This is a genomic window from Evansella halocellulosilytica (assembly GCF_002335745.1).
Taxonomy (GTDB): domain Bacteria; phylum Bacillota; class Bacilli; order Bacillales; family Salisediminibacteriaceae; genus Bacillus_CA; species Bacillus_CA halocellulosilytica.
On sequence record NZ_NIST01000001.1, the window covers coordinates 4,175,297 to 4,189,290 of the forward strand.

The 13,994-nt window shown below is 36.9% G+C and carries 12 protein-coding genes; 3 read left to right on the forward strand and 9 right to left on the reverse strand.

All coding sequences use genetic code 11. The features are described from left to right. Positions 1-47 precede the first annotated feature (47 nt). A complete protein-coding gene (locus CD001_RS19865; protein ID WP_096189332.1) occupies positions 48-713 on the reverse strand; it encodes a sterol desaturase family protein in 666 nt (221 codons plus the stop codon). 3 nt (positions 714-716) lie between these two features. Continuing rightward, positions 717-1,418 carry a fatty acid metabolism transcriptional regulator FadR gene (fadR, locus tag CD001_RS19870; RefSeq protein ID WP_096189333.1) on the reverse strand — a complete coding sequence of 234 codons (702 nt, stop codon included), beginning with the start codon at positions 1,416-1,418 and terminating at the stop codon, positions 717-719. A 360-nt stretch (positions 1,419-1,778) separates the two neighbouring features. On the opposite strand from fadR, the gene CD001_RS19875 reads away from it, so the two are divergent. Further along, positions 1,779-1,868: a YjcZ family sporulation protein gene (locus tag CD001_RS19875; protein WP_096189334.1), complete on the forward strand. Its 90-nt coding sequence runs from the start codon at positions 1,779-1,781 to the stop codon at positions 1,866-1,868. Positions 1,869-2,408: 540 nt separating this feature from the next. Here the strand turns inward: CD001_RS19875 and CD001_RS19880 are convergent. From CD001_RS19880 to CD001_RS19905, 6 genes are all read right to left on the reverse strand, one after another. Beyond that, positions 2,409-3,635 (reverse strand): glycoside hydrolase domain-containing protein, encoded by a 1,227-nt coding sequence (locus CD001_RS19880; RefSeq protein ID WP_257009869.1) that lies wholly within the window; start codon positions 3,633-3,635, stop codon positions 2,409-2,411. A gap of 405 nt (positions 3,636-4,040) precedes the next feature. Then, positions 4,041-4,898 (reverse strand): alpha/beta fold hydrolase, encoded by an 858-nt coding sequence (locus tag CD001_RS19885; RefSeq protein WP_257009870.1) that lies wholly within the window; start codon positions 4,896-4,898, stop codon positions 4,041-4,043. 300 nt (positions 4,899-5,198) lie between these two features. Further along, positions 5,199-6,074: a proline iminopeptidase-family hydrolase gene (locus CD001_RS19890; RefSeq protein ID WP_096189336.1), complete on the reverse strand. Its 876-nt coding sequence runs from the start codon at positions 6,072-6,074 to the stop codon at positions 5,199-5,201. Positions 6,075-6,129: 55 nt separating this feature from the next. After that, positions 6,130-6,945 carry a GNAT family N-acetyltransferase gene (locus CD001_RS19895; protein ID WP_096189337.1) on the reverse strand — a complete coding sequence of 272 codons (816 nt, stop codon included), beginning with the start codon at positions 6,943-6,945 and terminating at the stop codon, positions 6,130-6,132. Between the two features lie 70 nt (positions 6,946-7,015). Beyond that, positions 7,016-7,726, reverse strand: coding sequence for a class I SAM-dependent methyltransferase (locus CD001_RS19900; RefSeq protein WP_096189338.1), 711 nt, complete (start codon positions 7,724-7,726; stop codon positions 7,016-7,018). A gap of 607 nt (positions 7,727-8,333) precedes the next feature. Then, entirely contained in the window at positions 8,334-9,755 is a 1,422-nt protein-coding gene (locus CD001_RS19905; protein ID WP_096189339.1) for a tyrosine phenol-lyase, read from the reverse strand. Between the two features lie 318 nt (positions 9,756-10,073). On the opposite strand from CD001_RS19905, the gene coaA reads away from it, so the two are divergent. Then, on the forward strand, positions 10,074-11,036 hold the full coding sequence (gene coaA, locus CD001_RS19910; protein ID WP_257009871.1) for a type I pantothenate kinase: 963 nt from the start codon (positions 10,074-10,076) through the stop codon (positions 11,034-11,036). Between the two features lie 129 nt (positions 11,037-11,165). Here coaA and CD001_RS19915 read toward each other — a convergent pair whose 3' ends face one another. Next, positions 11,166-12,176: a YcjF family protein gene (locus tag CD001_RS19915; protein WP_096189340.1), complete on the reverse strand. Its 1,011-nt coding sequence runs from the start codon at positions 12,174-12,176 to the stop codon at positions 11,166-11,168. Positions 12,177-12,533: 357 nt separating this feature from the next. On the opposite strand from CD001_RS19915, the gene CD001_RS19920 reads away from it, so the two are divergent. Further along, positions 12,534-13,937: an MFS transporter gene (locus tag CD001_RS19920; protein ID WP_257009872.1), complete on the forward strand. Its 1,404-nt coding sequence runs from the start codon at positions 12,534-12,536 to the stop codon at positions 13,935-13,937. Positions 13,938-13,994 lie beyond the last annotated feature (57 nt).

The following is a 13,994-nucleotide window of genomic DNA, read 5'->3' on the forward strand; positions in this document are numbered from 1 at the left end:
TTTAAGATCAGGCTGTTGAGTAAGTTTCAACAGCCTGTTTTTAACTTCTAATCATCCGTTTGCTTTGATTTATAAATGAAGGACTTGCTTTCTTTATCTACCTTTCTTGCTTCAAGGTTGTTAGCAGTCTCACTTTTCTTTACATTTTTTTCGTCCTTAAATGTCCCCATTATAAAATCCATTGATGGATTCGTGACACCATACCAATAATTTTCATTTTTAAAATGATGTAATAAGTGATTTTTTTTCATCCATCTCCCCCAAACAGTCCACGGTTGTAACGGACGATGAGCAATATAATGTTTCCATTCATAATATAATAATGAGAGGATAACTCCTGTCATAACTGAGTTCGTCATAATTAAGCTGCTCGTAATAAGATAAATGATAGTTGAAACGATGATAAGCTGCGGTAACGTATACCAAAGAGGAAGAAATAATAAATGGAGATCATTGGGATTTGTATGGTGATCATAATGTAGTCGTTTAATTAATTTTAGTAAAATTGTATTTTTAGGCGGTTTCATATGAAAAAGAAAGCGATGAGTTGTATACTCTGATAAGGTATACATCCCAACTCCAATGAACAGAGCTACCCACGTATAAATCGAACTGATATGCACAATTGTTATTGCCACACTAATGAAAAAAATAAAACTGATTACGAGGATATCCGGAAAGAAGAAAAATTCTTTTACATATTTCAGCTTCATATGTCAGCCTCCACTCGAATTCCTTTTCCACACTTCTAAACTTTGTAACATCGTTTTTTTTACTAATTGTTCGACTTCCTTCTCATTTCCTTTTAATGCTAGCTCTAATAATTTAAAGTAATAGCGACGTGACATCATCCTATGTTCATCAACGTTAAAATACTGTTCAGCCATCTTAATATAAATTGAATCTAAACTATTTAAAATTAATACATACACAGGGTTAGGAGATAATCTTGCTAGCTTTTTTTGCAAACTCCAATCAAAATGTGCATAATCTGACGCTTCATCATCTAAATCCTCTAAATTTGCAAGCAGAGCAACAACTTTCGCTTGGTTTACCTTCACAGCGTCCCGTATATATGTTGGTGCAAGTGAAACTCTAAGTTCTAATAAATGTTGTATAAAATGATCTGTTACTGCTTCTTCTATCTCGATCATACTTACGAGAGTTGTCATGTTCCCTTCTTCCCAGAAGTTATTCACTGTTGCAGGTAATCCCGTTCTTCTTGTAATCCATCCTCCCCCCTCTAAGCGCTGTAATACCTCTCTTACTGATGGACGACCTACTCCATAACAGCTCGCAAGTTCCCTTTCTGACGGCAAAGTACTTCCTTTAGGAAATTCACCTTCTAAAATTCCTTTAATTAATTTTTTTTCAAGTATGTCAGATGACCGTTCTTTATTTACCGGTTTTATTTTCATGAACGATACCTCATTTTAATGATATTCATAATCGTCTTTGGTATTACCAATTTAACAAAACTGGTCTTACCATCATTTTATTATTTTCTTTATATTCTGTCAATTCAAAATGATATTGTACAACTAACATAAAAACGAGCTCGTTGGATAATAAGACTCTTTAAAATACAAACTTATGATACAGAGAATAGTTGTAGAATGGAGCACACCAGTTGAAAGATTGGGGAGCGAAAAGTGTAAAAAACAATTTTTTAGTCACATGATGATTTCGACCTATTTTCCTAATACAAGACACCCGCCTAATACACATTTGGTAATTAAAGCATAAGATGTACTAATCCTTATTAAGGAGGTGCTCTTATGAGTACTGGGTATACAGGTTACCCTCTAATATTAGTTTTATTTATCCTGTTAGTCATTATCGGATGTGCTTGTACCTTTGGTCGGTAATAGTTAACAGGATTGTCATCCCTCTTTCCCCATTCATTAGATCGTTTGTAATAAGGAGCTAAAAATGTCTAGACTCGTAAGCATATCTACAATATTGTGACGTGGTTAACTGTAACAATTATGATGTGCTTTGAGCCAGGCATTTTTTTAAATAAGTATGGAGGACACTGAATTCGTTATCACTGTCAAAACGTACTTAAGCGGACACAATTTCTCTATGATGCGATTATGTAGGTCTTTTCTTATCTTTTTCACCGAATAGAGCCTCCTCTGTCCGTGAAAACTAAAAATAAAGCGTTTTTTGCGACGTTAAGGCACCTTATGTCCGCGAAGATTATCGCTACCAACCATCAGATCACTTATCCCTCATTTAATAAGATTAACATAACAGTTATTATCGAAAACAGGCATGGAAATTCTGTCCTCCATGCCTGTTTCAATGCTATCGATATTTTAATTACACAATTGTTTAAGCTGAGAATTGGCTTCTCTTAAATGAACAAGGAAATTCAATATTAAGGTGAAAAAGCCGACTTTAGTTTAATCATTTGTCCAAAGCACATCTAATACTTCTCCGTCAAATAGATTTGTATCGATGTTACATGTTTCAGCATCAATACCATACTGCCATCCTGCTAAAAGCGATCCTTCCGGTGCTTCTGGATTATATTCCGGGGCGTTTCCTTCAGTCGTAATCCCTTCTTCAGGAGAAGATGTCCAGACGTAATTATGATCAAGTAAGTCGGAGTTTTCATTAGCTGCTTCTTCATATGCAACGTACAATTCTTCGTCAGGATCAAAAATACCGTACACACCAGAGTTATACTCTGATTCTGCAAGTGTATCATACCACCCTAAAATGAAATCTGAGTCTACTGGGTATATCGGCTCGACATTGGCAAAAAGTGCCACACCTTCTGGTATATCTAAATCTTGTGCCATCTCAATGGCATCACTTGCTTCACTTTGGCCTTTTTCATATCCAGTTGCATCTTCAAAATGATTCCAAATAACCATAATGTCAATATCATTAGAGTGGAGTAACTCAATTTCTTCATTTGTTAATCCGTAGGAGACTCCTTCTTTATCACCTAAATAACGCGCCCAGATTTCGGGGTCTCCAAAGTTTTCACGTACACATGCAAGCATATCCTCATCAGTTAAGCTTGCTGAGTCAACGCCCCATATACTTTCAGGTACTTCACCATTACCATTTTCTCCATTATCGTTAGAATCACTGCCGTTTTTATCACCATTATCATTTTCTGTTTCATTTCCACCATTAGAGTCTACATTTATATTGACTTCAATATTGTTTGTAATGTTATTTGTGATCTGATTATTTGAACCGCCATTTATTTCATTTTGAAGATCATTATTTATATCTGCACCATTTGCACCAATAATTTCATTTTCCAAAATATTTTCAATGTTTGAGCCATCACTGTCAATTTCGTTAACGAGTTGGTTATTCACTTTCTCTCCATCAATCTCATTTTTAATGGAGTTGTCAATTTCACTTTGACCACTTATATGATTTTCAATCGAACTATCTATTTGCGCACCATCACTATTAATATTGTTTTCTATTTGATTATCTACTTGGCTATCAACATCTGATTGATTATGTGGCTCTTCACCTGAATCACTTGCCCCTACGAATATAGCATCGTCTTGCGTACTATACACAATAAACGCAAAGCTTGTCATCATAACAAGAACAAAAGCTACGATAAAAGGAAATCGTTTTTTTATCATTTTGACCATAAAAACCCCTCCTTCGTACAATCACATCGTACGAAAAGAAGGCAAATTAAGTGCATTTTCCGACAAAAATTAGGCATATGAATGAATTTCATAAATTTGAGCCTTTACGGCCCAACGGTTCTATGACATGAAAAAAGAGTCCCCAAAAAAATAAGGAGTTAGAGATGATCCAAATGTCGCTATTGATGCTGGACATATTGAAACGAGAGATCAAGACCCTTCTAAAAAGGAAGAATCTGTACAATGAACGCGTGACTGGGTACTCAAAAGAATTCTTTCTGTTAAAATTTCACCACATCCGTGTGGAAGCTCGTGTAGTAAACGCTCGTGCCTGAAGTCTAGACAACAATCGAGAGATTGATATTTTATAATTTCTTATCTGTTAAAAATCGCTACATAGTCATTTTAACCGTTCGTTTGAGCTTCAACGTATAAGTCTTCATTTTTGTTTGTTCCTCCAAAAATGAAATGCATTATATTTTCATAAACGCGCTCTGGAATGTCATCTGTTAGTAAATGACCAGCATTTTTGAACTTAATTAGTTGTGCATTCGGTAAGTCTTGAACGAGACGTTTTCCTATTTCAAGTGGAACAACTTTATCCTCTTCGCCCCACAACAGTAATGTCTGAATTTGAATAGCTTTTAATTGTTCAGTTGTTAAATCTCCTTCACGATACCTTAACAGTCTCACTAACGATTTATAAAAAGCTTTTTCTAAAAATGGCCGTTTATATTCTGTCATCATTTCTTCTGTAATAAGTTCGTGATTGTATAATACATTCTGTAAACTCGCTTTTACCCCTTTCTTTTTGACATGCAACGCGACGAGATGATGAAAGAACGGCAAATAAGAGCTATAAATTAACAGTTTATTCGCTTTTTTTAAATACCCTGAGCTACATAATAAAATAAGCTTATTTACTCTCTCAGGAACCAACTTTGATACGTTCAGTGCAATTTGTCCTCCCATTGAATGACCAACAATAGTGACTTGATCAAAATGAAAATAATCCATACACGCTGAAACTAACTCACCATATTTTTCATACGAATAGATAAACGAGGTTGATTTCTCACTCCTCCCAAATCCCGGTAAATCAATTGCTACAATCGAGAATGATTTTTCTAGAAGCGGGATAAGCCGGTTGTATGTGTATGTTGAAGATAAAAAACCGTGGATAAGTAAAATTGGTGGTTTTCCATTTAAAATATGTTCACAATAAATATCCACATTTAATACGTTGATCCATTGTTTCTTCACACCAAACACCGCCATTTCTTCTGAAAAGCTATGTACAATGTATTATTTGCATTTCCAATGAAATCAACCATAGAAAATCGCTAAATCTCACTCCGCTTTCTCCAAAATGTGCATGTTCAAAGGAGGACAAAAAAAGCCATGAGCGTCGTCTCACGAGCTTTCACACGGATGTGGTGAAATCAGCGCTCCCTCAGGACGCGGGGAGTTTAGCTATTTATCCAAGACTTTTTGAATCTCCTCTAAAAAGAACAAAAGCACACTGCAATAACACATACAGGTGCTGTAAATTAATTATTATGACTAATCGTTGTTAGCGAGAAACTCACCGATAACACGAAGATATTTCGCTTCTTCTTCTAAGTAAGGAATATGCGCACTGTCTTCAAACAGATGAAATTCAGCATTAGGTGTTAAAGATTGATAATACTTTGTCGTTTCTGGTGTTGCTTCATCATACTTCCCGCATGTATATAATACAGTTAGCCGTAATTCGTTTAGTCGTTCGGTACAATCAAATGATTTTAAGTTTCCAGTAACATGAAATTCTGAAGGTCCCCACATCGTAACATACGATTGTCTTCCTTTAAATTTTGCAGCCTCTTTTAAAATATCTGGGATAGGATCAAGTCTGCAAACGAACCGTTTGTTAAATTCTTTAGTAGCTTTTTTATATTGCTCAGAATCAGTCATACCATTCTCTTCACATTCTTTTAACGTCTGCTGAACGTCCTCTGGCAGCTTTTTTCGATTATGGTCTTGATCACGAGCCCACAGCGGAGCACTCAAACATGGGCTTGAGAAAATAACACTTTTCACGCCATCAGGATTCGTTAAAAGGTATGCTGCAGCTAACGTCGTCCCCCACGAATGGCCGAGTATGTGTACATCTTCTAACAGGAGTGCTTCACGTACAGTCTTTAACTCGTCAACAAATCGTTCCAGCTTCCAAAGTGATTGATTAGACGGTCGATCTGAATGACCGCACCCTAGCTGATCATAAAAAATAACCGGTCTATCTTTCGCCAACTTATTTAACCGCTGCATTGAGTAATGAGAAGAACCCGGTCCTCCATGAAGAATGAGAACAGGTGTTTTATGTTTCGATATTTCACTTTCAATTTTCTTATACCATACTTTTCCTCCAACTACGTCGATAAACCCTTCTTTTGTCCCCACAATGATCTCCTCCAACTTGATGCATTTTATATTTATATACTAATAAAGACTGACATTACTTTTGGCTTTGCCAAATGGCTTTCGTATAAGCGATTTTCATACCAGCTCTTTCCATGTTATTTTGACTAACACTCGCATATGCTGCTTGTCCAATAGCTAAATAACAGCCAGACTGCTTCGCTTCATTCAGCCTTGTTTGTATTAATGCTCGATGGACACCGTTATTTCTAAATTCTGGTACAGTTGCAGAAGCAGCGAGAGTCGCAACACCATCATACTTAAATAAAACGCCGATACCTGCAGGTTTACCATTTAATTCTGCTAAATAAAATGTCCAATGATCGTTATGATGTAATACCTCGTTGTTCTCCGCGATTGGTTCTTTTAAAAATGGTGGCATTTGAAAGGCTCGTACGTAAAGATCACCGAAAAGCGAAAATTCATCTAACCGTAAAGGACGGATCGCTATATTTGTTGTGTTCATTTCTTTTTCTTGAAAATCGTGTAAAAACCGATATAAAGATGTATGGAAATCACTTTGGGCAAATCTCCGATCAGATAAGGAGGCAAGTAATTGCTGCGATGAATTTGCCGGAGGAATATCAAAGCGAACAGGAATCTCCTTTTCATTATAGTAATCAACGATTTGATCGATATATTCCGTATCATCAGAGGTAAGGCCTAACACTTTATTAAATGATGGACCCGGAATATGTTTAACTGTAAAAGCTGTTGCCCTGCCGAATTCTTTTATTTGAACACCCATCGGATTACCAGCTCGCTTCATAACTGCAGTAAGCCTTGAATGTAATGCATCAATTTCAGAGCGTTCAACCTTTTGTGCAAGCTTCTTTGTTAATACATTTTTCATAATGGTCCTCCTAGTTTAAGCTCAAACGGATGACAATAGATTTTTGCCAAAGAGGTATCTCTCAATTCATTCAAGATTTTCTTGATTTCGCTTCAATAATTAAAAAATGAGGGTTCTTCATCACATATTCATAATGATTAGGTGCTGTTTTTTTCATTCGTTCGTGACCTTGCGGTTCAATAAGCTTTTCTAATTGAAAGTAATTATTCGTGTCGTGAATGATTTTTTGTAATGACCGCCTGTAAAAGCTGACGTTAATCGTAATACTTGGCTTATGCCACGTATCTTGTAATAAGGATGTTTCGAAATAATCATCACATTGAAATCTTGTAAAATCCATAAATGGATGGTGAGTCGAAAATAGGAATGTTCCTTGAGGTTTTAATATTCGGTTAAACTCGTTAAACGTAAATGTCCAGTCTTTTAAGTAATGTAACGTTAGCGATGAAATAATGAAGTCAAACTCGTTATGATTAAATGGAAGTTTGACTGATAAATCATGACAAAATACATTTGCTCTTCCTTTTAACCGTCGCTTAGCTGCAGCAATCATCTTCGGGCTTAGGTCTATTCCGGTCACTTTTGCCCCTCGCTCTGTTAACATTTCTGTATACCATCCAGCTGAGCAGCCTGCATCGAGAATCGAGTACCCTTGCAAATCTTCCGGAATCATATTCATCATTGCTGGTCTTTCATAATCTGAATTGAAAGGACTGTTCGTATCTACATCTTCATCATACGTTTTCGCTAATTGGTCATATGTATCTTTTGTTTGTTTCACCTTTTATTACGCCTCCAATTTTAAGAGATGATTCTTTACTTCTATTTCGATCCCTAAAATTCCTTTTTAAAGCGCTGCTTTAGTGATTCCGGATGAATCATTTTTTAAGCATATGTTCATTACTTTCGATTCTCTCATCTGTTTGCATAGCTAATCTTTTCATTTTTAATTTGATACAACAAGAAAAGCGCTGCCTCTTCCTCTTCTAGCATCGCTCTGTGGTTATATCAGTCAACCGGGCAATACGCCACGTCCTGTGGCATGCCCGGCATTAGGATGTCCTGTCCGTCGAGGCAAATCGCTAGATCAGATCTTCGGCTAAAACCCCCGCGTCCTACGGGAACGCCGAAGTCACCACATCCGTGTGGAAGCTCGTGATGTAAATGCTCTTTAGGGCTACCGGCATGCAGAAGTCCGAACTTAGACTTCAAATAACGGTTCGAAGCGACCTCGAGCGAGTGGGTGCTGGAGCTAGACAACTATCCAGGAGAAAAATGATATACTTTCTTAATTTTAAAAAAAGCACCAGGATCGGAAAAAGGAAATGTAACTCTCTTTAACCCGATGAATCTATGCGATCCTGGTACTCGATATACAGCTGGAACTTTTATGTTGTCGTTGAGGATGCTTCACTTCCGATCAATTCGCCATTTACAGCTAGCGGCTTAAACCTTGCATTGAAAAAGCGTAACGTTGGTGGTTCGTAAGTCATTTCAAGACCTGTAATCTGTTCACGCTTCTCATATAAATGAATGACCGAGTCTGCGACAACGTCCATATGATTATTCGTATAAACCCGTCTTGGGATCGTTAAACGAACGAGCTCTAATTTAGGCTTATTATTTTCTCCAGTCACTTTATTTCTGCCCCCTGAGACGATCCCTCGTTCCATCGATCGAACTCCAGAATCTAAATAAAGGGATGCTGCTAGAGATTGAGCTGGCAATTCTTCATGCTTTAAATGCGGTAAAAATTGTTTCGCATCTAAAAAGACAGCATGCCCGCCAATCGGTTTTACGACTGGTATGCCCGCATCAATTAACTGTTCCCCTAAGTATCTTACTTGATGAATGCGATGCTGAATATAGTGATCATCGACAGATTCATATATTCCTTGAGCCATCGCCTCCATATCTCGTCCGGCCAGACCTCCGTACGAAGGCATTCCTTCATATAAAACGACTAGCTCTCTTGCCCTCGTATATAGATCTTCATCGTTCATCGCTAAAAATCCGCCAATATTCACTAAACAGTCTTTCTTCCCGCTCATCGTACACCCGTCAGAATACGTAAACATTTCCTTTAAAATATCTTTGATCGATTTATTTTCATACCCTTCTTCACGCTCCTGGATGAAAAAGGCATTTTCTACACAACGTGTGGCATCATACATTACGTCAATATGATACTTTTGACAAAGATCATAAACCTCTTTCAAATTTTGCATACTTACAGGCTGACCACCAGCAAGATTTACCGTTACAGCTGTACAAACATACGGAATTTTTTCAGCTCCGACTTCATGAATTAATTTTTCAAGCTTAGTTAAATCGATATTCCCTTTAAATGGATAATCCAACAACGAATCATGTGCTTCATCAATAATCACGTCTACGAACGTTGCTCCATTTAATTCCTGATGCGCTCTCGTTGTTGTAAAATACATATTTCCAGGTACGTAATCCCCTTCTTTTATTTTCATTTGAGATAAGAGGTTTTCTGCTCCTCTGCCTTGATGGGTTGGAATGACGTATTTGTAACCGTAAATTTCTCTAACCGCATTTTCAAGAGTAAACCAGCTTTTACTTCCTGCATAAGCTTCATCCCCGGTCATCAATGCTCCCCATTGGCGGTCACTCATCGCCGTTGTACCACTGTCCGTTAACAAATCAATGTACACATCCTCTGAATTAATTAAAAATGTGTTGTACCCGGCTTCTTTTAATGCACGCTTCCTTTCTTCATAGTTCAACATTTTCAACGGTTCAACTGCTTTAATTTTGTAAGGCTCTGCAGTTCTTCTTTTCATGAAACAGTCCCCTTTCGAATTGTTTGATAATTCTAAATTTATTGAACCGACTATATTTTATCAATTAAAGAAATCGCTTACAAGCACGTCAATTAACTGATAAACGCTGTAATGCTTTATCTTTTTTTTACTTTACAATATGTATGTGTAACTAAATCATCGTCTTGCAAATTGTGTTATTTTTTGAAAACGCTTTAAATTTCCGATAACATTTATTAAAATGGAACACGTCACGTATAAGTTGCAAGGATAGTAATTTTTGACGAAACCGTTTATACTTTTGAAATAAGTTTATTACGGCGTACAAGGAGACTAGACATGATTATGACAGAAACCAAACATGGTCAGTATTCGCCATACATTACGCTGCCTAGAGAAGAGTGGGCACAATTAAGTCCTGGTGAGAATCAGCCATTAACAAGTGAAGAAGTTATGCAGCTTCAAGGAATTAATGAATCGTTATCAATGGATGAAGTATCGAACGTATACCTACCTTTATCTAGATTATTAAATTTATATACAACTGCATCTCAAGACTTACATTCTGTTACGAACATCTTTCTTCATAAAAAAACAAAGAAAGTTCCTTATATTATTGGAATGGCTGGAAGTGTAGCTGTTGGAAAGAGTACGACGGCACGTGTGATCCAAGCGTTACTTTCACGATGGCCTAATCACCCTAAAGTTGAACTCATTACGACTGATGGTTTTCTTTATCCGAATCACGTACTTGAAGAAAAAGGGATTATGAACCGAAAAGGATTTCCAGAAAGCTATGATACAGGGAAATTAGTTCGCTTTTTAGCCGATCTAAAATCTGGTGTTTCAACAGTCTCTGCCCCTGTTTATTCACACCTCGTTTACGATATCATACCAGATAAAGAGCAAACGATTGAACAAGCAGACATTGTCATTGTCGAAGGAATTAATGTGCTTCAAGTTTCAAAAGACAGAGTAACAAAAGAAATACCTGACGTGTTCGTCTCTGATTTCTTTGATTTCTCAATTTATGTTGATGCACAAAAAGGTGATATTTATAAATGGTATATTGAGCGTTTTAAAACGTTAAGAAACACAGCGTTTCAAAATCCTGAATCGTATTTTAAACGTTATGCGTCCTTAACTGATGAGGAAGCTACTGATATCGCTACACGAATTTGGAAAGAAATTAATGAAAAGAATTTGTATGAAAATATTTTACCGACGAAGCATCGTGCTGATTTAATCTTAGAAAAAGGAACGAACCACGAGGTACAAAAAGTTCATTTACGAAAAGTTTAACATAAAGATATTGCAAAATATCGAGGATTAAAAGGACAAATAAGTATCCGCCCGTAAAACAGGTGGATACTTATTTAAATCGCTTTTAAGACAGCTCTTTTTTTATTCTAAAAGTAGTAGGAGCGCAACTTATTGTTTTTTATTTTCTTCTTTTTCAACGTACGTTTTGTATATATTTTTAAATGTTCGGTCGTCAATGTCGAGGTTACGCTCGTACATATATTTCACAGACCGGCCAAGCGCTAAAGTCATCGATCCTGCCACACCTGCCCCAATCACGATTCCATAACCTGGAATGACTTTTGTCAACTGCCTCGCAACCGTTCGTCCAATGTTTCCGGTAATTGTCGTTAAAATCATATTTTTCGCGCGTGACTTCGTCATTTTCTTCCCGTATATATTCGCTAGCTTCATTAGCATTCTTATTTGTAAAGCTGATAATAGTACGAAGTCTGAGCCTGGAACCGGGGAGGCACCTACACTAGCTGCCGCTACACTCATCCTGTTAATTACTTTTTTTGCTGCTTTTCCTTTCGCTCGTAAATGCCTCCCCAGCACAAAATCTTTCTCTTTCATTAGTGAAAGAATAGCATCTTCCAGCCTGCTAACCCCTTCCTTCGTTTTTGAAGATACAGGGATTACGTCATATTGACCGTCCGTCTGCATTCGAATGTAATCGATAAGCTGTTCTACATCATCAGCTGCATCTATTTTATTGAGAATAATAATGATTCGTTTATGTTCCTTTTCGATCCTTTCCAACGACTCTTTTTCCCGATCGGACAAAACCGTACCTGCTGCATTTAAGAAAAATAGAACAGCATCGGCTTTCTTAAAGTAATTCCACGTTTCCTCTGAATGTTTACTGACAATATCAGAGAGTCCAGGAGTATCTGCAAACACAATATTTTCTTTATAATGAATAATATTGATCGTTGTCGTTTCCCCTGGCAGCGCTCCTACCCCTGTGACAGGTTCTTCAAAAATTAAGTTTAAAGTAGAAGACTTTCCAGTATTCACATCACCGACAAAGGCAAGAATACATTCATCCTCTAATATCTCATTAATCTCGTCCATTTCTTTATGAAAATTTTTATCAATCGCCTCTTCTAATTCACTTTTAAGCTTCTCTTCGTTCATATTCTCACCTGCAAATTTAATCATTCATTCTTATCAAAGGATGTTACTTTCATTTTAGCCAATTAATAAAATAATACCCTTTTATACATTTAAGCAATCATGAAGGAAACATTTTTCTTTTGACAAACTAGCTTAGTGTTTTTATGATGGATGTAGAGATATTTCCACACTCGAAATATTTTTATACGTTCGACGGATGGCTTCTATTAACCGTCGTTATTTTTATGAAGAAAACACTGATTATTGTTTAAGCTATTGAGTATATTTCTGTCTACAATGATGACTAAATAAATGATGCGAAAATCATCATAATGCTAAACATATTATTTTAAAATAAAATTGAAAGTTGGCGGAATGATGGCAAATGAAAAGAGTTCTGTTTCTTTTCAACTTGAAAAGAAACAAAAAACGAATTTAACATTGCTCATTTGTATTATATTAACGTTTACTGTAATGAATGGAACTATGTTTAACGTGGCGATTCCTGACATAGCTGAAGAATTTAACCTACTCCCCTCTCAAGTAAGCTGGGTCATGACAGGATATATTTTAGTCTTTGCTGTCGGCTCTTTAATGTATGGAAAGTTAGCTGATATTTATCCGATAAAAACATTATTAACATTTGGACTGATGTTGTTTGCTTTAGGAGCAACTCTAGGCTTCCTATCACAAAATTATCCAACATTACTTGCAGCAAGAGTGCTGCAGGCGATGGGCGGTGCCACGATCCCCGCTCTTGCTTTCATCATTCCTGCACGTTTTATGCCTAACGAAAGAGGCAAAGTTTTTGGGATCGTCTCCTCAACTGTCGCCTTCGCTTCTGGTGTAGGGCCAATTGCAGGTGGACTTGTTGGTGGAGCTCTGAATTGGCGGTTTCTATTCATTTTTTCAATGTTGGCAGTTTTAGCTGTTCCACTATTACGAAAATGGATCCCTGATGAGAAGAAACGAGAAGGAAATATTGACTTACTAGGAGCTGTACTGATCGCGTTCACTGTTAGTAGTTTACTAATGTTTGTTACAACATTCAGCTTATGGGCATGTATTTTTGGTCTTTTATCATTCGGTACATTTGTCTGGCGTACGATGACTGTAAAAGAACCGTTTATACAACCAGCGATGTTAAAAAGTAAATATTATGCTACAACGATCGCGACAAGCTTTTTAGGTACAACGGCGATGTTCGGTATGATATTTGTCATCCCAATTATGGCAAGAGACCTATACGATTTAAATACGACTCAAATCGGTCTACTACTTTTCCCAGGTGCAATGGCTGCTGGATTGATCGGACAGTATAGCGGGACACTCCTTGAGAAAAGAGGCAGTTACGCAGTTATACGTCTTGCTTTTATCTTTGTTATCATTGGAACCTTTCTCATCTCGACGTTCAGCGGCTTTCCGGCATGGATTATCGGTTTATGTATTTTAGTCCAATATATTGCCTTCCCGCTTATTCAAAGTTCAACAGCCAATTTATTAACGTACATTATCCCTGCTGAACGAACAGGTGTTGGAATTGGCTTATTCAACTTACTTAACTTTTTGGCTGGTGCAATCGCGAGTGCGGTATTCGGAGCATTTTTAGATTTACAACAAGTTTCATTCACATTAAATCCTTTAACGAGTCAAGGCGAACATACGATATACGCAAATTTATTTATCGGTCTAACAGTGATTACATTATTTGCAAGGTGGCTATTCAGCTTCGTATATAAAAACCATGAACTCGTTGAAAAACAAAAGGACAAAAGCGCCTAATGGTGAAGTGTAATTCCATTCATCGAAAGAACATACAGCATATTCGTGATGTAATCG